Origin of the sequence: Xenorhabdus szentirmaii DSM 16338, from assembly GCF_002632585.1 — a bacterium.
In the GTDB taxonomy this organism is placed as follows: domain Bacteria; phylum Pseudomonadota; class Gammaproteobacteria; order Enterobacterales; family Enterobacteriaceae; genus Xenorhabdus; species Xenorhabdus szentirmaii.
In genome coordinates this window covers 445,726-466,242 of sequence record NZ_NIBV01000002.1, presented here as the reverse complement: position 1 = coordinate 466,242, position 20,517 = coordinate 445,726, and the positions used below count along the sequence as shown (strand labels likewise).

At 43.3% G+C, this 20,517-nt stretch carries 18 protein-coding genes and 1 pseudogene; 7 read left to right on the top strand and 12 right to left on the bottom strand.

The features are described from left to right. Positions 1 to 9 precede the first annotated feature (9 nt). From uvrB to bioB, 5 genes are all read right to left on the bottom strand, one after another. The gene (gene uvrB, locus Xsze_RS11925) at positions 10 to 2,031 is read right to left on the bottom strand and encodes an excinuclease ABC subunit UvrB (protein WP_038238184.1); all 2,022 of its coding nucleotides are present in this window, start codon (positions 2,029 to 2,031) and stop codon (positions 10 to 12) included. 649 nt (positions 2,032 to 2,680) lie between these two features. Then, positions 2,681 to 3,376 carry a dethiobiotin synthase gene (gene bioD / locus Xsze_RS11920; protein ID WP_038238141.1) on the bottom strand — a complete coding sequence of 232 codons (696 nt, stop codon included), beginning with the start codon at positions 3,374 to 3,376 and terminating at the stop codon, positions 2,681 to 2,683. Next, the gene (gene bioC, locus Xsze_RS11915; RefSeq protein ID WP_038238143.1) at positions 3,366 to 4,139 is read right to left on the bottom strand and encodes a malonyl-ACP O-methyltransferase BioC; all 774 of its coding nucleotides are present in this window, start codon (positions 4,137 to 4,139) and stop codon (positions 3,366 to 3,368) included. Before bioC ends, bioD begins: the two co-directional genes overlap by 11 nt. After that, the gene (gene bioF / locus Xsze_RS11910) at positions 4,123 to 5,274 is read right to left on the bottom strand and encodes an 8-amino-7-oxononanoate synthase (RefSeq protein ID WP_038238144.1); all 1,152 of its coding nucleotides are present in this window, start codon (positions 5,272 to 5,274) and stop codon (positions 4,123 to 4,125) included. Before bioF ends, bioC begins: the two co-directional genes overlap by 17 nt. Then, positions 5,274 to 6,314: a biotin synthase BioB gene (bioB, locus tag Xsze_RS11905; protein ID WP_038238186.1), complete on the bottom strand. Its 1,041-nt coding sequence runs from the start codon at positions 6,312 to 6,314 to the stop codon at positions 5,274 to 5,276. Before bioB ends, bioF begins: the two co-directional genes overlap by 1 nt. Positions 6,315 to 6,410: 96 nt before the next feature. Between bioB and bioA the strand changes: the two genes are divergently transcribed. Both bioA and Xsze_RS11895 read left to right on the top strand, forming a co-directional pair. Next, complete coding sequence (gene bioA / locus Xsze_RS11900; RefSeq protein ID WP_038238146.1) at positions 6,411 to 7,679, top strand: adenosylmethionine--8-amino-7-oxononanoate transaminase; 1,269 nt, start codon at positions 6,411 to 6,413, stop codon at positions 7,677 to 7,679. Between the two features lie 383 nt (positions 7,680 to 8,062). Continuing rightward, a complete protein-coding gene (locus Xsze_RS11895; protein WP_038238147.1) occupies positions 8,063 to 8,635 on the top strand; it encodes a hypothetical protein in 573 nt (190 codons plus the stop codon). A 216-nt stretch (positions 8,636 to 8,851) separates the two neighbouring features. Here the strand turns inward: Xsze_RS11895 and pgl are convergent, their stop codons facing one another. Continuing rightward, positions 8,852 to 9,838, bottom strand: coding sequence for a 6-phosphogluconolactonase (gene pgl, locus Xsze_RS11890; RefSeq protein ID WP_038238150.1), 987 nt, complete (start codon positions 9,836 to 9,838; stop codon positions 8,852 to 8,854). Positions 9,839 to 9,987: 149 nt separating this feature from the next. Between pgl and Xsze_RS11885 the strand changes: the two genes are divergently transcribed. Then, complete coding sequence (locus Xsze_RS11885) at positions 9,988 to 10,803, top strand: pyridoxal phosphatase (protein WP_038238153.1); 816 nt, start codon at positions 9,988 to 9,990, stop codon at positions 10,801 to 10,803. 221 nt (positions 10,804 to 11,024) lie between these two features. Here the strand turns inward: Xsze_RS11885 and modC are convergent, their stop codons facing one another. The 4 genes from modC to Xsze_RS11865 all read right to left on the bottom strand — a co-directional run bounded on the left by modC (position 11,025) and on the right by Xsze_RS11865 (position 13,947). Then, a complete protein-coding gene (modC, locus tag Xsze_RS11880) occupies positions 11,025 to 12,089 on the bottom strand; it encodes a molybdenum ABC transporter ATP-binding protein ModC (RefSeq protein WP_038238156.1) in 1,065 nt (354 codons plus the stop codon). Next, entirely contained in the window at positions 12,083 to 12,775 is a 693-nt protein-coding gene (gene modB, locus Xsze_RS11875; protein WP_038238189.1) for a molybdate ABC transporter permease subunit, read from the bottom strand. Before modB ends, modC begins: the two co-directional genes overlap by 7 nt. A gap of 17 nt (positions 12,776 to 12,792) precedes the next feature. Then, positions 12,793 to 13,560 carry a molybdate ABC transporter substrate-binding protein gene (gene modA, locus Xsze_RS11870; RefSeq protein ID WP_038238160.1) on the bottom strand — a complete coding sequence of 256 codons (768 nt, stop codon included), beginning with the start codon at positions 13,558 to 13,560 and terminating at the stop codon, positions 12,793 to 12,795. Positions 13,561 to 13,773: 213 nt separating this feature from the next. Continuing rightward, the gene (locus Xsze_RS11865) at positions 13,774 to 13,947 is read right to left on the bottom strand and encodes an AcrZ family multidrug efflux pump-associated protein (RefSeq protein ID WP_407078851.1); all 174 of its coding nucleotides are present in this window, start codon (positions 13,945 to 13,947) and stop codon (positions 13,774 to 13,776) included. Between the two features lie 145 nt (positions 13,948 to 14,092). On the opposite strand from Xsze_RS11865, the pseudogene Xsze_RS11860 reads away from it, so the two are divergent. The 4 genes and pseudogenes from Xsze_RS11860 to gpmA all read left to right on the top strand — a co-directional run. Continuing rightward, positions 14,093 to 14,182 (top strand): annotated as a pseudogene (locus Xsze_RS11860) (molybdenum-dependent transcriptional regulator); the annotation flags it as partial. Between the two features lie 199 nt (positions 14,183 to 14,381). Then, entirely contained in the window at positions 14,382 to 15,866 is a 1,485-nt protein-coding gene (modF, locus tag Xsze_RS11855) for a molybdate ABC transporter ATP-binding protein ModF (protein ID WP_038238163.1), read from the top strand. A 247-nt stretch (positions 15,867 to 16,113) separates the two neighbouring features. Next, on the top strand, positions 16,114 to 16,959 hold the full coding sequence (locus tag Xsze_RS11850) for a CPBP family intramembrane glutamic endopeptidase (protein WP_038238166.1): 846 nt from the start codon (positions 16,114 to 16,116) through the stop codon (positions 16,957 to 16,959). Between the two features lie 107 nt (positions 16,960 to 17,066). Further along, positions 17,067 to 17,819 (top strand): 2,3-diphosphoglycerate-dependent phosphoglycerate mutase, encoded by a 753-nt coding sequence (gpmA, locus tag Xsze_RS11845; RefSeq protein WP_038238168.1) that lies wholly within the window; start codon positions 17,067 to 17,069, stop codon positions 17,817 to 17,819. Between the two features lie 75 nt (positions 17,820 to 17,894). Here the strand turns inward: gpmA and aroG are convergent, their stop codons facing one another. Both aroG and pnuC read right to left on the bottom strand, forming a co-directional pair. After that, positions 17,895 to 18,947: a 3-deoxy-7-phosphoheptulonate synthase AroG gene (aroG, locus tag Xsze_RS11840; protein ID WP_038238171.1), complete on the bottom strand. Its 1,053-nt coding sequence runs from the start codon at positions 18,945 to 18,947 to the stop codon at positions 17,895 to 17,897. A 236-nt stretch (positions 18,948 to 19,183) separates the two neighbouring features. Beyond that, the gene (gene pnuC / locus Xsze_RS11835; RefSeq protein ID WP_038238173.1) at positions 19,184 to 19,873 is read right to left on the bottom strand and encodes a nicotinamide riboside transporter PnuC; all 690 of its coding nucleotides are present in this window, start codon (positions 19,871 to 19,873) and stop codon (positions 19,184 to 19,186) included. Between the last annotated feature and the right edge of the window lie 644 nt (positions 19,874 to 20,517).

The following is a 20,517-nucleotide window of genomic DNA, read 5'->3' as shown; positions in this document are numbered from 1 at the left end:
TCATTTTATTCAAGAGCTAGCAATAAATTGCGCCCGCAATGCCTGCACTTTATCGCGCATGTTAGCCGCTTGCTCAAATTCAAGATCACGCGCATATTGATACATTTTATCTTCCAGCTCCCGAATTTTATTCTCCAGCTCTTTTGTGGGTAATTTACTGTAATCTTCCGTCTCCAGAGAAATTTTACTTTTCCCTTTGGTTTTTCCTTTGGTTGGCTGACCAATCTTCAGGATATCGCCAATTTTTTTATTTAAGCCCTGCGGCACAATGCCGTGTTCTTCGTTAAAAGCTTGCTGTTTGGCACGACGGCGCTCTGTTTCCTCAATGGCCCTTGCCATTGAATCCGTCATCTTGTCACCATACAAAATCGCCTTGCCATGCAAGTTACGTGCGGCTCTGCCAATCGTCTGGATCAGTGATCGCTCTGAGCGGAGAAAGCCTTCTTTATCCGCATCTAAAATGGCTACCAGTGAAACTTCCGGCATATCCAAACCTTCACGCAGCAAGTTAATGCCCACCAGCACATCAAATTCCCCCAGACGCAAATCGCGAATAATTTCCACACGTTCAACGGTGTCAATATCCGAATGAAGATAGCGCACCCTTTCGCCATGCTCTTCCAAATACTCAGTCAGGTCTTCTGCCATTCGTTTGGTCAGGGTTGTCACTAACACACGTTCATTTTTTGCCGCCCGGATGCGAATCTCAGATAACAAATCATCCACTTGGGTTGCTACCGGACGAACTTCAACTTCAGGATCAATCAAGCCCGTCGGACGTACAACCTGTTCAACAACGTCATTGCCGGATTTTTCCAGTTCATAGCGCCCGGGCGTTGCTGAAACATAAATGGATTGGGGTACCAGCGCTTCAAACTCTTCGAAGCGCAGTGGACGGTTGTCCAACGCGGATGGGAGCCGAAAACCGTATTCCACCAGCGTTTCCTTGCGGGAACGATCCCCCCGGTACATGCCGCCAATCTGAGGGATCGTGACATGGGATTCGTCTACCACCAATAAGCCATCCGCGGGCAGGTAATCGAACAATGTCGGCGGCGGTTCACCTTCAGCCCGGCCGGATAGGTAACGGGAATAATTCTCAATACCTGAGCAATAACCCAATTCATTCATCATTTCGAGATCAAATTGGGTTCGTTGGGTAATGCGCTGCTCTTCCAATAACTTATCTGATGCCAGCAATACCTTGCGCCGCTGCTCCAATTCAACTTTGATCCCCTCCATTGCCTGAAGGATACGTTCACGTGGTGTTACATAGTGAGTTTTGGGATAGATGGTATAACGCGGCACATTAAACTGCACCTGCCCTGTCAGTGGATCAAACAGAGAAAGGCGCTCAACTTCCTCATCGAATAATTCAACCCGCAATGCATGCTCATCTGATTCAGCGGGGAAAATATCAACCACTTCACCGCGTACCCTGAACGTCCCTCGCTGGAATGCCTGATCATTGCGGGTATACTGCAATTCAGACAAACGACGTAAAATCGCCCGCTGGTCAATGAGCATGCCTTCCGTCAAGTGGAGCATCATTTTCAGATAGCTGTCAGGATCACCCAGACCATAAATCGCAGAAACTGAAGCCACCACCACGACATCGCGGCGTTCCAGCAGGGCTTTTGTTGCGGATAACCGCATTTGCTCAATATGCTCATTTACGGAAGCATCTTTTTCGATAAACGTATCAGAGCTGGGTACATAGGCTTCTGGTTGATAATAGTCATAATAAGAAACGAAATATTCCACTGCATTCTCAGGAAAGAACTCTTTCATTTCACTGTAAAGCTGTGCAGCCAAAGTTTTATTGGGAGCAAGAACCATCGTCGGCCGATTCAAATTTGCAATGACATTGGCTATCGTGAAAGTTTTGCCTGACCCGGTGACGCCCAGCAGCGTTTGATGCGCCAAACCATCTTCCAACCCCTCTTGCAACTGCTGAATAGCTGACGGCTGATCCCCACCGGGAGCGAAATCTGAATGTAACTTAAATTTTTTGCTTGTTTCTTTACTCATTTTCCCCATGCCTATCCACACACTGACATAACCTTTTATGATACTGGATAAAAAAACAGCTTCAAGTGATGCAGGTAAAATTCATCGTGTTTTTATTTTATAAACAAAGAATGAGATTACTTCAAACAGAAGAACTGTACCCAACACATAAAGTTATTAACTTTTAATTAACATTGACAATAATAACAGTGGCTATTTTTATCCCCAGACCATAAATTTGCTTTTTCCTATTTTTGTATTAGCCACTGAAATGATAAGGCACTGAATCACTCAGGGATGAAGAAAGATATTGATTTTATCTAATGAATTGTTTTAACGAGATAAAATATCCAAGGAGAGAATAACAACAAATCTTGCGCAAGCCGCATGCCATCTTGCGTGAGGATACTTTTCTAAAACTAATGCACAGGGTTATCCACAGGAATAGTGGATAACTCAACAAATCCTATTGAACATGGGAAGTTGCAGAGTTATCCTCATTCAACGATTTTTTCAATAACAGAACATTTTTAGCCTGTTTTGACGTTAATTTGCATTATTTTTTGTTTAAAAATGGCTCAATAATTGTTGAAAAAAAACATTTTTTATCCAAAAGAATAGATCCCCCTGCTGCCTAGGGTTACTATTTTAACTAATCCAAAGTAAACAATTAATTAACCAATGAATTAAGATTGATATATTTCCCTATATTATCATTGTGTGCATCATGGTCATGCAATGCTTGCAAATGAGGGATAACCCCCAATAAAGGCGCTGGCAGCATACGCGTTAGCGTCTCCAAATATTCAGCTTGCCGTTTTCCCGCAGGCTCTACTTCATTGGCAACCCAACCCACCAATTTCAACCCGGCATATTGAACCGCTTTTGCCGTCAACACAGCGTGATTAATGCAGCCTAATTTGATACCCACGGTTAAAATCACAGGAAGCTTTTCCTGAACCACCCAATCAGCAAAAGTCGTCTTTTCCGATAGCGGTGTGTACCAACCCCCTGCACCTTCAACCAAAATCCAATCAGATTTTTCTGCCAACGCCGTCAACCCTTCTGATAACACCCGGAAATCAATGGGTCGATTCAGTTCGGCACTCACAATATGAGGTGATGTCGGTTCAACAAATGCCAATGGATTCACTTCCTGATAAGTCAGGGGTACAGTGCTATTACGTTGTAAGGCCAGTGCATCACCGTTACGTATCCCTTCTGCCGTCATTTCGCTGCCCGATGCCACGGGTTTATAACCGGCTGTTTTATGGCCTTTTTTATTAGCAGCCTGCAATAACGCACAACTCACAACTGTTTTACCTACTTCAGTATCGGTTCCAGTCAGAAAATATTTATTTATCACAGTCAATAACTCCAAAAACAATCTGATAGCTTAATGAAAAACTCCCGTTATTACGTGGATATGCCTCAGCAAGGGCACTCAGGCGTTTTCGTGTCATCAATCCTCTCTGCCGGCCATGGTGAAGGTGTGTCGCCCCGATCCCTTTCAGGGAATTCAGCAAAGGCAAAAGCTGCGGATAATACTGGCAATATTGCCGGGTTATGAGCTTATGGCGATAAGGCGTACAGGCTTGCAGAATGGTTTGCATGGGCAAAAATTGATTGATGTGCTGATAATCATCCACCTGTTCCCATGCGGTTTTCAGCTCATGCAATGACCCCTGAGCAAGAGTAGAGAACACAATCAGGCCACCCGGACGGGTAACACGGTAAAACTCCTGTATTGCAGAAGGCAAATCGTTGCACCACTGGACAGCCAAGTTACTGAAGCAGAGATCCATGCTATTCTCAGCCAATCCCAAATGCTCCATATCCCCTTGCAGATAGTAATCGGCGGCGTGTTGCTCCTGAGCATGCCTTAACATCCCCTCCGCCAAATCCAGTGCAATCACTTGCTTACCCTGACATTTCCAACGGGCACTAAAAGAGCCTGTGCCACACCCAGCATCCAATACCCGATTACCGATATCTTCCGCCTGAGCCAACTCCATCAGATATTCACCTGTTTGCTGTTGTAATTTAGCCACAGAGTCATATTTGGATGCCGCACGACCAAAAGCATTGGCAATCGCTTGTTTATCCACAGATTTAACAGTCAGATCCATCGAGCGCCTCCAACAGTGCATCAATATCCTGTTTTGTGTGGCTTGCGGTCAGCGTAATGCGCAGGCGAGCACTATCAGAAGGAACGGTCGGGGGGAGTATCGCCTTGACCCAGACTCGTTTCTGTTTAAGCGAATGAGATAGGGCAATGCAACGTGCATTATCCCCGATGATTAACGGCTGGATCGCCGTTTCTGACGCCATCAATTCAAAAGGAAGATGCTGGGCTTCATGGCGGAAATAGCGAATATTATTTTGCAGTGCGTTGCGCAGTGCATTTCCCGCCCTGACCTGCCGCACTGCTTCAGAGAGCGCAACCGCCTGAGCGGCGGGCATTGTCGTGCTGTAAATCAAATGACGGGCATATTGGATCAAATACTCTGCTGTTTGCTCATTACACAAAACAGCCGCACCACTCAATCCGAATGCTTTACCAAACGTAACAACCAGAATCTCTGGTTTGACGTTTTGCGCCCAACAACTTCCGCGTCCTTCATCACCCATAATGCCGATGCCATGAGCATCATCCACCATCAATCCGCTTTTTGTGATTTTTGCCTGTTGCGCAATTGCCTCAAGAGGCGCGCAATCCCCATCCATGCTAAAAACACCCTCAGTCACCACCAGCGTTTTTCCAGCACACGCCTTTGCCAAATGCTGCCGCAAAGAACCGCTGTCATTATGCAGAAAACGTCTGAATTGTGCCGGAGAGTGCATGGCGGCTTCCATCAGTGAAGCATGGCTGAGGCGATCCGCAATGATGCGGTCATCTTTCTCCATCAGGGCTGCAATGACTCCCTGATTAGCCGCATAACCAGAAATGAAGAGTAAAGCCCGGGGATATTCCAGCCATTCCGCCAGTTGCTGTTCCAGCAAATAATGTGCCGTTGTATAGCCGGTCACATGCCCTGACCCCCCACTTCCCACACCATATTGCCCTGCACCTTGTTGCCATGCGGCAATAATCTCGGGATGCCGGCTCAATCCAAGATAATCATTGCTGGAAAAATTTAAATACTGCCCCTCTGGTGCCGACAACAAACGCCCATCAGTTCCCTGATGGACTTGTCTGCTACGCCAGAGTGAAGTTCCCCGACGTTCGGCCAAACGTCGAGAGAGAGAGTCGGACCAATTCATCATATTGCCGCATTATAGAACTGTTCGTCATCAGTATGATGAAGAATGGCTTCTGTCAGGTTCTGTTGCTGTTGATTGTCACCAAATGCTGTCTTTGTCTGCTGAGGGTTGATCCCCAGACGGCGGAATAACTGTAAATCTTTATCTTCATCCGGATTGGGGGTCGTCAATAACTTACAACCGTAGAAAATGGAATTGGCCCCGGCCATAAAACACATGGCCTGAGTCTGTTCATTCATCTGCTCACGCCCCGCAGATAAACGGACATGGGATTTGGGCATCATGATCCGGGCGACAGCAATAGTGCGAATGAAATCAAAAGGATCTACATCGTCATTATTTTCCAACGGTGTCCCTTTGACTTTGACCAGCATGTTGATGGGCACACTTTCCGGGGGCTTTGGCAAATTCGCCAGTTGCACCAACAGCGCCGCACGGTCACGAATTTGTTCACCCAAACCGACGATGCCACCCGAGCAGACTTTAATTCCCGCATCCCGAACATTGCCCAATGTATCCAGCCGATCCTGATAACTGCGGGTAGTGATGATATTGCCGTAAAATTCCGGTGAGGTATCCAGATTATGATTGTAATAATCCAGCCCAGCCTCGGCCAAACGCTCAGCCTGAGATTGATTCAGCATTCCCAGAGTCATGCAGGTTTCCAGCCCCAACGCTTTGACTTCTTTGACCATTTTTTCCAGATATGGCATATCACGTTCATGCGGGTTCTTCCAGGCTGCGCCCATACAAAAGCGGGTTGAACCTGCATTCTTCGCTTTGCGTGCTGACTCAATGACCTGTTCTACTTCCATTAAGCGTTCTTTTTCTAACCCCGTTTTATAGCGGGAACTTTGCGGACAATATTTACAATCTTCCGGACAGGCCCCCGTTTTTATTGAAAGCAATGTACTGACTTGTACTTGCTGTGGATCAAAATGTTCACGGTGTACCTGCTGGGCCTGAAACAATAATTCGAAAAAAGGCTTATCAAACAATTCCTGTGCCTGTTTGATAGTCCATTGTTGACGCTCGCTCACAATAACATCTCCAATGTGAAAAAATGTTGTCAGTTTAAATAACGCCGTTATCATGTCAACCAAAATGAACTCATAAAGGTTTACAATAAATTTATCATGGACTCTTCCGATATTGAATTTGACATGCGCCACATTTGGCATCCCTATACATCCATGACCCGGCCTCTTCCCACTTATCCTGTCGTATCAGCGACAGGGGTAGATCTGGTTTTGCCAGACGGGCGTAAACTCATTGATGGTATGTCTTCATGGTGGGCTGCAATTCACGGTTACAATCATCCCGTGCTTAATGAAGCAGCAAAATCACAGATCGACAAAATGTCCCATGTCATGTTTGGCGGGATCACCCATCCTCCAGCCGTTGAACTGTGTAAACAGTTAGTGGCCATGACGCCTGATTCACTGGAATGTGTGTTCTTAGCTGATTCCGGCTCTGTGGCAGTCGAAGTTGCCTTAAAAATGGCATTGCAATATTGGCAATCCAGAGGAGAAAAACGCCAACGTTTTCTGACCCTGCGCCATGGCTATCATGGTGATACATTTGGCGCCATGTCTGTCTGTGATCCTGATAATTCCATGCATAGCCTGTATAACGGTTATCTGCCAAATCATCTGTTTGCAGATGCGCCACAGTGTCAGTTTGGTGATGAATGGCGGCCAGAAGATATCACCTCTTTTAAACGACTCTTATTGCAATATCATGGTGAAATCGCCGCCGTTGTTCTTGAGCCGATTGTGCAAGGTGCCGGTGGAATGCGGATTTACCATCCCGAATACCTGCGGCAGGTTCGTCAACTCTGTGATGAATATCAGCTTTTGCTCATTGCGGATGAGATTGCCACCGGATTCGGCAGAACCGGTAAACTGTTTGCCTGTGAACATGCACAAATCGAACCTGACATACTCTGTTTAGGCAAGGCGTTGACGGGGGGATACATGACGTTATCGGCAACAATCACTACCCGCCACGTGGCGGAAACGATTAGTCAGGGAGAAGCAGGTTGTTTTATGCATGGCCCCACTTTTATGGGAAATCCCCTGGCTTGTGCCGTCGCCAGTGCCAGCCTGAAACTGCTTTCTGACAGTCCATGGCAACAACATATTCATTCAATTGAAACTCAGTTAAAAACGGAATTGCTCCCCCTCAAAGCACACGATGCCATTGCAGATGTCCGGATATTGGGGGCTATTGGTGTTGTAGAAATGAAACAAGTTGTCAATGTTGCGGAATTGCAACGTCATTTTGTCCAACAAGGAGTTTGGATCAGGCCATTTGGGCGGTTAATTTATTTGATGCCACCTTATATTATTCAACCTGAGCAGTTATCAACATTGACAAATTCGATTGTCAGTACCATAAATTAAATAATGGCAGCCAGCATACATTATGTGCTGGCTGTTATTTTTCCATTCAAAAAAACCATAAGAAATATATAAAACAATTGATAAAACCCCACCATCACAAAAATATATCATTCTTATAAAATAAATATCACAAGAAACATTTATCAAGATAGAAAATGCGTTGAACCCAAACTTTCACTGAAAAAAAATAAAATCAAAAAAGCTTTTAAAAATCAATTTCTGATAAAAAATGAAAGAATATGAGAAGACTTTAATAAATCAATCACTGATAAACATTAGCCAACAATTACAGAGATTTTAAATTCTATTTCCTGATATATTCATTGTGAAAACCACGTTCATCAAAATAAAATCACATCCATGAAAATAAAGAGGTATTTATTATGAATAATGAAAATTTAGTCACGCCTGCTAATGAAGAACTGCAAACTCTATTTGAAATATCTAAAAATAACTATGAGCAAGAAATCGCTCATTACGAAGCGCTTGCAAAAGAAAAACCTGAACTGGCCCCGCTTTTTTCAGAAAATCTACAGCCAGACTCAGCTGTCATTCCACCATTGAGGCAAACGGAGTTTGTCAGTGGGCATTTTAATATTCATACCTACTATCAACATGGTCATTATCCCTTTGTCCAGATATCATCTTTTAATGCACTCATCGGGCATGAACCTTATACAGGAAGAAGAACTAATTTCCATGGTTATGTTTACGGAGGCTATAACCTTCCCCAATTGAATTTTAATAATATTCATCTTGGCGGAATAGTCAGACATCCTTACACCATTATGAATGTTCAATTGAACTTCCAGCTTATTATAAATCCTAAAAATGTTATTTTGCGCATTTACAGAGGAAATGTTTATGTTGGCGATTTGGTTTCCATGTATCAGAGTAATTTAATCGTCAACTATCCGATTGTTCTTTCCGGTGTAGGCTCTTTTAATTTAGTCTGATCTCCGGCTGTTTTTATTTAATATCTAATCATTTTTAAATTGTCATTCTGTGGCAAAGAACCAGAAACCCAGTTATATACTTTATGGATTTCAGGATGTGGCACAATGGTAAGCAACCTGAAAAACGACAGGTATAATTTATGGCTGGGTTGATGTACTCAATAAATATACCGATCATCTTTCAAATTGCCGCGCCCAAAATAGCGCGGCCCAAATTTATAATGCCAATACCGTAACCCACATCGGGGCTTTACCAACCGGATAACGTGCAAGTTGGGTCAGTTTTCCTGAATATGAATCAATGCGGGATACTGAAATATGATCTGATTTCTGCCCTGATGCAATCAGGAAATTGCCACTGTGATCGATGGCAAAGCCACGGGGTTGAGTTTCCGTTGCATAGTGTCCCGCCAATGTCAGATGATAACCATCTTCTGATACGGTGAAGTGGCTTATCACACTTTCTGAACGCTCGCTGGTATAAAGGTGGCAGCCATCTGGCGTAATGTGAATATCTGCCGACCAACGAGTACCGGAAAAATCTGTGGATAATGAATCAACGGACTGCACAATGCGATATTTCTCCCATTTACGCAGCACATCAACCGTTGAATCCAGCTCATTAATGCAGTAAATCGCCTGTTTTTCCGGATGAAATGCCATATGTCGCGGGCCAGCACCTGCTGCTGCCGTGATTTCATCGGCTCTGTTTTCGGTCAGGTATCCTTGCTTATCCAAATTGAAAATACGGATGTGGTCTTCTTTCAGGCACGGAACCAGCAATTGATGATTATCCCGATCAATATTGGCAGAATGCGGAGCTTGCAACCCTTCGACAATTTGCATTGGTGCCCCGGCAACGCCGTTTTCGTCAATGGGGTGAACACTCAGGTTATTGAAGCTGTAAGATGCGGAAAATAAAAAATGCCCTGCTCTGTCTGTTGATATATGGGTTGGGCTTCCCGGCAATGGTGAAATGGCCCGCTCTTCAAGACACCCGTCTTCACCAATGGCATAAGTCACGATGCTGAATTGAGGGCGTATTCCCACATATAAGTGCCTGCCATCAGGATTGACGACCATAGGTTGCACTTCACCCGGTACATTCACGGTCTGGAGCAATGAAAGCTCTCCTGCAACATTGAGCGACCACACGTGGATCTGACGGCTGTTCGGGCTGGCTGTATACACCACTTGTTTCATTTTCTCTCCTTAATACTTCATTGTCATTTCATTGAGCTATAACGATCTTTGACCAAGGTCGTCTGCTAAACTCCTCACTAGAAGGTTTAACTATTTTCAACTACTGTATAATCTTTGTTTAAATCACAGACAATCATAGAGGCCAATTCATGTCATACCGCGTTATCGCGTTGGATCTAGATGGAACGCTTCTCGATCCACAAAAACATATTTTGCCAGAATCACTGTCCGCCCTACATGAAGCACGCCAATCGGGTATTAAAATTTTAATTGTGACAGGTCGACATCATGTCGCCATCCATCCTTTCTATCAAGCCCTGCAACTCGATACCCCTGCAATTTGCTGCAATGGAACTTATTCATATGACTTTAGGGCAAAGAAAGTATTGGCTTCTGATCCCCTCCCTCCCCTGGAGGCTTCTCAGGCACTTACTTATATGCAAGATGCTGAAATTCAGCATTTAATGTATGTAGATGAAGCCATTTTATATGAGCACCCACATACAGTAACCCGCACCCTTGCATGGTCAGATTCTTTGCCTGTACACCAGCGTCCCAATCTACAGCAAATCAGAAACTTTGAAGAAGCTATCCATAACGTGAATTTTATTTGGAAATTTGCCACCAGCTCACCCAATTTGGTGAAATTACGAAAGCTCAGCGAGCAGATTGAAGAGAATGTGGGCCTTGAGTGTGAATGGTCATGGTTTGATCAAGTTGATATCACCAAGAAAGGCAATAGCAAAGGTATGCGTTTACAGCAATGGGTAGAATCTCAGGGCATGAGCATGAAAGATGTCATTGCTTTTGGTGATAATCATAATGATCTCAGTATGCTGGAAACCGCAGGACTGGGGGTTGCGATGGGAAATGGTGTTGATGCCGTTAAAGAGCGGGCTGATATTGTCATTCAAGATAATACCCAACCCGGCATCGCTGAAATCATTCGACAATACGTACTGTGATTGTTTGAATCCTTGCAAGGGAGCAGGGATCGGTTATTCGTTTTATTATACCCAACGCCTTATACCCAGAGTCTTTCAAGTTGGCGCTTTGTTGGCTTTTATTTTTGCAGCCATACACCAAGCACCGTTTTATCAGCAAATGAGCGCTGTCTTGAAATCCATTGGGTATAATTTGCTCCCAGTACGCCTGTTTATATCCTGTAAAAACGTTGCATCATGCGTTACAGATGGCGGTTGAGCGAAATGCTTTTTATCTGAGCGTATAGCCATTGACCTACTCGCAAATTAAGGTCCTCACGCGCCCAAGGAGTAATCCTTGACCATAGAAAATGCTCACCCAAAGCCAGCTTAACATCAACCTGATCATCATCTTCAAAAAACTCAACCACTTTTACTTGCAGGGTGTTACGGATACTGCTGGATTTCGGCGGCTCCAGAACTAAAGAAACATCCGATGCGTCAATGCGAATATGCAAGTCAGTTCCCGAAGCCGCATTAATTTTAGGTAACCAAAGGGCTTTATCAGCTGCCGCAACGGCTGTCATTTGATAGCGATGGTGATGCTCGACAACAGTGACGTTAAGTATACTGCTCAGACTTTCTTTTTGTAGCCAGGGTCGCAGTACGCTGCTTGACCAGACCTCTTCCAATGTTCCTGTTGCTTTGACCTTGCCTTTATCCATGACAATGACGTTATCAGCTAAGTGCAAGATCTCATCCAAACTGTGGCTGACATACAATATCGGAATTTTAACGTCTTCCGACAGTTTTTCGAGATAAGGCAACAATTCACGTTTTCGCGGTAGATCCAGTGAAGCCAGTGGTTCATCCATAAGCAGAACTTCAGGGGCAGTCAGTAAAGCCCGGCCAATCGCGACCCGTTGTTTTTCCCCGCCTGATAATGTCACAGGGAAACGCGAAAGTAAGTGCTCAATCCCCAGCAAGCCAATAATGTTATCAAACTGGGGTTTCATTTCGGGAGCTATGCCATACTGTAAGTTGCCTTTCACACGGTAATGCGGGAAAAGTCGGGCATCCTGAAAAACATAACCAATACGGCGTTTTTCAGGCGGCAAAAAGATTTTCTGCTCTACATCCACCAAGGTCCGATCATTTAAAACGATCCGGCCTTTTTGTGGACGAGTCAGTCCCGCAATCACGTTAATCAGTGAGGTTTTTCCTGCACCAGAAAGGCCAAATATGGCCGTAATGCTTTCTGACGATAACGTGGTATCAATCTGCATATACAGATCACCCAATCGTTGTTCAAAATCCAATGTTAACATGCTGCCCCCAGACGTTTTCTTCCCCAATGGGTCAGCCATTCAGAAAGCATCAACGAAATCAGTGCCAATACAATGGCAATGATACATAAACGTGCTGCTGCGGTTTCTGCTCCCGGCATCTCTATCAATGTGTACATGGCAAGGGGAATGGTTCGGGTTTCCCCCGGAATATTCGACACGAATGTAATGGTTGCGCCAAACTCACCCAATGAGCGGGCAAATGCCAACACTGCCCCGACAATGATACCCGGCAAGGACAGTGGCAATGTGATGGTAAAAAAGACTTTAAGCGAATTCGCCCCCAATGTTCGGGCTGCCTGTTCCAGACGCTGATCAATGGCTTCCAGTGATAAACGGATGGCCCTGACCATTAAAGGAAACGCCACTATAGCCGAGGCCAACGCCGCACCTGTCCAGTTAAATGAAAAACTAATCCCAAACCAGCCATAAAGAAATTCGCCAATGAAACCCCGGCGCCCCATACTGACAAGTAATAAATACCCGACGACCACAGGTGGCAATACCAATGGCAGATGAATAAGGCTATCGAGCAGGGATTTTCCAAAAAATTGGCAACGGGCTAGCATCCATGCCATTAAGATCCCGAATGGCAGACTGCATAACACCGCAATCCCTGAGATTTTTAAACTCAGGAAAATTGCCTGCCATTCATATTCACTTAATATCTCCAAAAGTTTAGTTCCTACAATGCATTAAAACCGTAGCGCTTGAAAATGGCTACCGCTTCAGGGGATTTGAGATAATCATAAAAATCAAGAACAGCCTGTTTTTCATGACCTTTAATTATTGCTATCGGATACTCCACTGGTTTGTGGCTCTCTGACGGGAAAATACCCACAACCTTCACTTTGTTGCTTGCCATCGCATCAGAACCATAAACAATGCCCAATGGTACTTCTGCCCGTTCCACCAGAACCATGCCACTACGCACGTTATTAGCGCGGGCCATCAACGGGTTAACCGTATCCCAAGCATTTAAATATTGCAGTGATTCCTTGGCATAAATACCGACAGGAACATGATCTGGGTCGCCAACAGCTAAACGCCCGCCTGCCAGTAAAGATTTCCACTTTGTTTCCCTGTTGATATCCACTTTGTCCAGTTTACTCTCTTTAGGGGCAATCAGGACAAGTTGGTTACCCAATAAAGTGTGGCGGGTATGTTCAGCAATCAGTTGCTTATCGGCAGCGTAATTCATCCATTGTTGATCAGCTGAAATGAAAATGTCCGCAGGTGCTCCCTGTTCTATCTGACGGGCAAGTGTCGAGGATGATGCATAGGAAGCAATAATGCTTCCCTGTTTTTCTTTTTTATATTGGGTGGCTATTTCATCCAACGCATTCGTCAATGAAGCGGCAGCAAAAACAACCACCTTATTTTCTGCCCAAGCATTTCCGACAACAAGAGAGACTACAGCACCTATCAGCAATTGATTCACTTTCTTTTTCATTTTAGATTTCACCTAAGATAATCAATATGGTGCGTCGTATATAACAAGATACAACGTTAAATGAAAATGCTATCCCGGGATTAGTCGGCAAGTTGTGAGCCAGTTTTAGCTTTTATGTTAATTTAGCGATCAGGTTACATACGGAAGAGAATGACGGGAAGAAAGCAGGATTGAGGAATTACCCGGATGACCGGGTAATGAAAACCATAGAAATTAAGGCTGCTGTCCGGTATTTCCTGTTTTGGAGATAACATTGAACAATTCACCAATGACGTAAATCAGCGCCAAAATAGCCGCCATAACTACGGGTACCATAATCAGTGAAAAACCCATACTTTTCAGCAAGTCAAACATGCCCACCTCACATACTCTGAGTGACGAATCCATTAACTGTGCCATGCCTGACATAACACAGACGTTAATTTCACTATTTTAGACAATAAAACAGTAACAGTAACCGACGAAACGTGCGGTTCTTACTGCCATTTCCTAAAGCTATCAAATATTTTCCTGAAATGAACCATTATGCAAGCTGAAACAAGCTGAAATATTGTTAACACTCAAATTACAGCAGAACATTTTCGCTGATCCGCGGTGCATGGGGTTACTTAAACAAATTAACCCAGTTTTTCCCCTTGACAGATTCACTTATCAGGAGAAAAACTACTGGTTATCCAATTTGTTGTCATTAAATAATTTTCCTCTCACCTTCAAAAATTATTCATCCTCAGCGAATAACAGAGAACCACTCATTGACATTGAACATTATTCCGCTTATTTCTGATGATCTTTTAGTTGATGTTGCTTAAAAAGGAAGAAGAATGTCTGAATTGCAAATAACGCAAAGTAGTTTCCGATTAAGTGACACCCGTACCCTACGGTTGCCGTCACTGAAAATTATTTCCGGAGAAAGTTGGGCTTTTGTCGGCGCAAATGGCAGTGGCAAATCGTCTTTGGCACGCGCCCTGTCAAATGAATTAATTCAACTATCAGGTAAACGCCATTGTTCATTTCATACACCAATACGTCTCTCTTTCGAGCAATTGCAAAAATTAATTGATGAAGAATGGCAGCGAAATAATACTGATTTAGTCAGTGAAGGTGAGGAGGATACCGGGCGCACCGCAGCAGACATCATCCAGCTTTACCATAAAGACAATGAGCAGTGCCTCGAATTATCACAATATTTCGGTATCAAAGATTTGCTTTCACGGCGTTTCAAATACCTTTCAACCGGGGAAGTCCGAAAGGTTCTGCTTTGTCAGGCATTAATGGCAAATCCCGATCTATTGATCCTGGATGAACCGTTTGACGGGTTAGATCCCTATGCCCGCAACCAGTTGTCACAACTATTGGGAACATTGGCAACAAAAGGGATTACTTTAGTTTTAATCCTGAACCGGTTTCACGAAATTCCGGAGTTTGTTGAGCAAATCGGTGTATTGGCTGATTGTCAGCTCACTTTATCCGGAGAAAAAGAAAGTATTCTGAAAAAATCGCTCATTGCGCAATTAAGACACAGCGAAGAATTGAGAAATATTCATCTCCCCGGAAAAGATGAAAGCCGGGTGAGTGAACCACTTCCCGTAGACCAACCTTTGGTATCAATGCGTAATATTGTTGTTCAGTATAATGACAAGCCCATTCTTCATGGCTTGAACTGGCAAATCAATCCCAATGAACATTGGCAGATCATCGGTGAAAATGGAGCAGGTAAATCAACTCTCCTCAGCTTGATTACAGGCGATCATCCTCAAGGCTACAATAATGAATTAATCTTATTTGGCCGGCAACGAGGAAGCGGGGAAACCATTTGGGATATTAAACGCCATATTGGTTATGTCAGTAATACTATGCATCTCGAATACCGGGTCAGCGTTAATGTCAAAAGTGTTATTCTTTCCGGTTTCTTCGACTCTATCGGGCTTTATCAGACAGCTTCAGATCGCCAGCAACAATTAGCGGGGGAGTGGCTCACTTTGTTGGGTTTATCCGGTGAAAAAGCAACTATTCCATTTCATAGCCTATCATGGGGACAACAGAGGCTTGTTCTGATCGCTCGAGCTTTGGTCAAGCATCCTGCCTTACTGATTCTGGATGAACCTTTACAAGGGCTAGATCCCCTCAATCGTCAGTTGGTTCTGCAATTCATTGATATCATGATTTCTAATGGTAATACGCAACTTTTGTTTGTTTCCCACCATCAGGAAGACGCACCAGAGTGCATCAATCACCGCCTGAGATTTATTGCTGATGGTGATATTTATCGTTACGAAACCGAAAGCGTTATCCGCAACCAACTGTAATTATTATGTTTTACCAGATATTATTGTGATCCTGCTCCTGTCATGAGCGGGATCACTCGTTGTACTTTCCCCCCAAATCCTCCATTTTCCCTTTCATCTTTCAGGCGATAGTTCTCAATCCTTTGATTATAAAAAATAATATTTTTTAAAAAATTTTATTAATTTTGAATTTTTAAACCAAACATATAAAATAACGACCCATTTTTTAGTTAATTGAGTTATTTTTTTAAGGGTAATAGGGGATTATATGGCCTGGGCATTACTTGCCACTTCCTTGGCATTTTTGGCACATTTCCGGAAAATTGCTTTTATCATTGCACTTTTCGCTGTCATTGCAGGCATCAGCACGAATATTCTTGCCTATCCGGCAATAATTACACTGATTGCAATAACCATTCTGGGGTTAACACACTGTTATTGTAAAAAACACACATATTGTAAAAAGCGGGCTATTTTCAGCATCCTGACAGAGTCATTACTGTTCATATCCTGTATCTTGCTGTTCATCCATTATCTTCCTGGTTTTGATAACCTCAAATATCTGGATAAAGTACAGGCAGGCCCGCTTAGTGCCCCTTTTTCAATGTATTTCAACTTTGATAAGGCGCTGCTGCCATTTATCTTATTATGCTGCTTACCCACTTTGTTTATGCGAACACCTGTGGTTAATGCACCTCCGCATGGATGGTCACTATTAATTGTTTCGATTCCAGCATTGTTGTCGCTTGCAACTGCCCTTGGCGGATTGTCTGTTGAACTTCATCTTCCTGATTGGCTGTCTGCTTTTATCGTTGCTAACCTTTTCTTCGTGTCTTTAGCTGAAGAAGCGTTATTCCGGGGTTATATTCAACAAAAACTCAGTCAAAAGATGAACCCTTACCTCGCTCTTGCCATTACCGCCCTGCTTTTTGGTGGTGCACATTTTGCAGGTGGCATTTTGATGGTCATTTTCGCAACATTGGCTGGATTGGTTTATGGCCTGTCCTGGATGTGGAGTGGCCGTTTATGGACTGCCGTTGCATTCCATTTCACCCTTAATCTCATCCATCTCTTATTCTTTACCTATCCAATAAAGCTGGTGGGTATGATTTAAAGCAAAAGTCACGAGACTATTGTTTGCCGTTTCGGTCTGTCGCGCCATATAATGCCCGCAGCAACCATTTCATTTCGTATTAAAAAGTACTGATAGGAGTTTAAGCTATGGCTGTAACTAAACTGGTTCTTGTAAGACACGGAGAGAGCGAGTGGAACAAAGAGAACCGTTTTACCGGCTGGACAGATGTTGAATTGTCTGACAAAGGCCGCTCTGAGGCACAGCAAGCAGGCCAACTGCTGAAACAAGAAGGCTTCTCTTTTGATTTTGCCTATACTTCTGTTTTAAAGCGTGCCATTCACACTTTGTGGAACATTCTGGACCAAGTCGATCAGCAATGGCTGCCTGTTGAAAAAAGCTGGAAACTGAATGAGCGTCACTACGGCGCACTGCAAGGTTTGGATAAAGCAGAAACTGCCGCTAAATATGGCGATGATCAAGTCAAATTATGGCGTCGTGGCTTTGCTATCACCCCTCCTGATTTAACCAAAGATGATGAACGTTATCCTGGCCATGATCCCCGCTACGCGAATCTGAAATCCGAAGAGCTTCCGGTTACCGAAAGCCTTGCAACTACAATTGAGCGTGTTATTCCTTATTGGGAAGAAGTTATCAAGCCTCGTGTGGAAAAAGGAGAGAAAGTCATTATTGCCGCTCACGGCAACTCTCTTCGTGCGCTGGTTAAGTATCTGGACAATATGAGTGAAGACGCCATTCTTGAACTGAATATTCCGACTGCTGTCCCGCTGGTTTATGAGTTTGATGAAAACATGAAACCAATAAAGCACTACTATTTGGGTAATGCCGATGAAATCGCTGCAAAAGCGGCAGCAGTTGCAAACCAAGGTAAAGCGAAGTAATTCCGCCAGGGTTTCAATAAAATAGAACGAAAAAGCCGGAGGTTTCTCCGGCTTTTTATGGCATAAATCAATGAATTACTTTCTGCGATCTCTGGCAGCCTGAGACAATTGACGCAATACGATTTCTGTATCCTCCCAACCGATACACGCGTCTGTCACACTCTGGCCATAAACCAAAGGTTCACTACTTTCCAGATTTTGGTTTCCTTCAACCAGATGGCTTTCTATCATGACCCCCATAATTGCATTTTCACCGCCTGCAATTTGACCGCAAACATCCACTCCGACATCCATTTGTCTTTTGAACTGCTTTGCACTGTTTGCATGGCTGAAATCAATCATCAGACGAGGCGCTAAACCGGCTTTCTCCAAACTTTCCTTGACGATACTAACATGCTCAGCACTGTAATTAGGCTCCTTTCCGCCACGTAAAATAATGTGGCAGTCATTGTTGCCGGTTGTATTCACAATTGCAGAGTGACCCCATTTAGTCACGGATAGGAAGCAATGCGATGAGCTGGCCGAATTAATGGCATCAATAGCAACTTTAATCGTGCCATCAGTACCATTTTTGAAACCTACCGGGCAGGAAAGCCCTGATGCTAATTCACGATGAACCTGAGATTCTGTTGTACGCGCCCCTATCGCACCCCAGCTCATGAGATCAGCCAGATATTGTGGTGAAATCATATCGAGGAATTCACCCGCTGTAGGCAGCCCCATGTTATTAATATCAAGCAACAAATTACGGGCAATACGCAATCCGTTATTAATATTAAAACTGCAATCCATATTTGGATCGTTAATGAGCCCTTTCCAGCCAATGGTTGTACGAGGTTTTTCAAAATAAACCCTCATAACAATTTCTAAATCATCTTTCAATTCTTCACGTAATTTCTTCAGCCGCTCCGCATATTCCAAAGCAGCCAGTGGATCATGAATGGAGCATGGCCCAATCACTACCAAGAGACGATCATCTTCACCAATTAAAATGTTGTGGATAGATTCACGTGCCTCACGAACAGTAATAGCACTTTCTTCTGTCGCTGGAAATTTCTCAAGTAATGCAACTGGTGGCAATAATTCTGTTATTTCTTTGATTCTTATATCGTCATTCTGGTAGTTCATTGTACTTTCACCTAATGTGTTTACAGCTATTTGAAATAATTTTGTGATCTCAATCTAACTGTTAGGCGTAGTGCTGTAAATAATCTTTGAGAGTAAAAAAAGAATACTTTCTGTATAGAAAATATAATGAAACGTAAAAATGATGTTAATTCAAATAAATAAACTGATAACAAGCTATAGGCAAATTCATTGCCTATAGCCAAAAATCAATTCTGTTTTACCCTTTCTTTAAGGGGTTATCCATTATGTTTCGCCGCCTGAATCCATAAACGGGAGCCATTCAATGCAATACCCGTCAAAATGACATATTGCAACGACATCACCAAAGCACCTTGGTAGAAATAAACCCCGACACTGATGACATTGATAACACCCCATATTAACCAGTTTTCTACATGCTTACGTGTCATTAATATCATGGCCACAATAGATAATACTGTAATGACTGAATCCAGGAATGGGAGGGCATCTGGTGGTAATTCAGGCATTACGATATTGAAACCAACCCCTTTTAAGATAATAAACACGGTTTCAGCCATATAACCAAATATATGATCGATGTTAAACGTCAGCACCAGAATGGCAAATAAGGAAACAACAGCGACGATGATCATCTGCTTGGGTTTAAGCCAACGAATTTTGAGCTCAACTTGCTTTTGCTCATTCACCCGACCCCAGGCATACCAACCATAAACATTTGCGGCAAAAAAGAAAATTTGCAGCATAAGGCTGGCATAGAGCTGAATCTGGAAGAAAACGACGGCATAAAGTGAAACATTAATTAACCCAAATAAATAGTTAATAATTTTTTCCTGACTGGCAAGCCAAATACATAATAACCCTGCTATAGCGCCGACCACTTCAATGTATGACGTTTTTTCCAACGAAAAATATTCTAATATGTTATTAATGCCGAAAAAATCCATGCTTTCTTATCCTTACCATAATAATGTTTAGTACATAAATATAATGAACGTAAAATAATAAGATTAAATAGCAGATATGCTTATTTTTGTTTAATACACTAAACAAGATAGCGGGTTTATTTGTGGATTTCAATTTATTTCTCGTGGGTAAATATGTGAACATCAATATATGCCTCATTTACTTTGATAGCATAAATTAAAATCCTCCGGATTCCGGATAACGCATCTGCATCATCTATGTCGGTATGCCGGAACTGGCGTACTCTTCAGACATGGAGCATTTGGCTTTGATGTACAATTATTCAGGATAAATCAGAAAAGCAGCAGAGCGGCATAAGAAGCTGATTCGAACTTGTGACTAATTAACTAAATGATTAATTGATTGAACGTCAACTGTTCTACAAATTTAGCTAACAATCTATTTGAGGAGACATTTAATTCGAATCATTCATTAGATGGTGGGCTGTGTAGAATTTGAGGAAGCTGCGACCAATCGATTAAGAATCAATTGCGCTGCCGGCTGATTGAACAGCTTATTTTGAATATCGGGGGATAACTGCGAAATAATCTGATGAAGTGGTGGGCGATACCAGATTCGAACTGATGACCCCCTCCTTGTAAGGGAGATGCTCTACCAACTGAGC

What these genes read in the sequence shown, in the direction of transcription:
- uvrB (WP_038238184.1), bottom strand. Translation starts at nt 2,031, where the DNA reads ATGAGTAAAGAAACAAGCAAAAAATTTAAGTTACATTCAGATTTCGCT.
- bioC (WP_038238143.1), bottom strand. Translation starts at nt 4,139, where the DNA reads ATGGATCTGACTGTTAAATCTGTGGATAAACAAGCGATTGCCAATGCT.
- bioF (WP_038238144.1), bottom strand. Translation starts at nt 5,274, where the DNA reads ATGAATTGGTCCGACTCTCTCTCTCGACGTTTGGCCGAACGTCGGGGA.
- bioA (WP_038238146.1), top strand. Translation starts at nt 6,411, where the DNA reads ATGGACTCTTCCGATATTGAATTTGACATGCGCCACATTTGGCATCCC.
- Xsze_RS11895 (WP_038238147.1), top strand. Translation starts at nt 8,063, where the DNA reads ATGAATAATGAAAATTTAGTCACGCCTGCTAATGAAGAACTGCAAACT.
- pgl (WP_038238150.1), bottom strand. Translation starts at nt 9,838, where the DNA reads ATGAAACAAGTGGTGTATACAGCCAGCCCGAACAGCCGTCAGATCCAC.
- Xsze_RS11885 (WP_038238153.1), top strand. Translation starts at nt 9,988, where the DNA reads ATGTCATACCGCGTTATCGCGTTGGATCTAGATGGAACGCTTCTCGAT.
- modC (WP_038238156.1), bottom strand. Translation starts at nt 12,089, where the DNA reads ATGTTAACATTGGATTTTGAACAACGATTGGGTGATCTGTATATGCAG.
- modA (WP_038238160.1), bottom strand. Translation starts at nt 13,560, where the DNA reads ATGAAAAAGAAAGTGAATCAATTGCTGATAGGTGCTGTAGTCTCTCTT.
- Xsze_RS11865 (WP_407078851.1), bottom strand. Translation starts at nt 13,947, where the DNA reads ATGGATTCGTCACTCAGAGTATGTGAGGTGGGCATGTTTGACTTGCTG.
- modF (WP_038238163.1), top strand. Translation starts at nt 14,382, where the DNA reads ATGTCTGAATTGCAAATAACGCAAAGTAGTTTCCGATTAAGTGACACC.
- Xsze_RS11850 (WP_038238166.1), top strand. Translation starts at nt 16,114, where the DNA reads ATGGCCTGGGCATTACTTGCCACTTCCTTGGCATTTTTGGCACATTTC.
- gpmA (WP_038238168.1), top strand. Translation starts at nt 17,067, where the DNA reads ATGGCTGTAACTAAACTGGTTCTTGTAAGACACGGAGAGAGCGAGTGG.
- aroG (WP_038238171.1), bottom strand. Translation starts at nt 18,947, where the DNA reads ATGAACTACCAGAATGACGATATAAGAATCAAAGAAATAACAGAATTA.
- pnuC (WP_038238173.1), bottom strand. Translation starts at nt 19,873, where the DNA reads ATGGATTTTTTCGGCATTAATAACATATTAGAATATTTTTCGTTGGAA.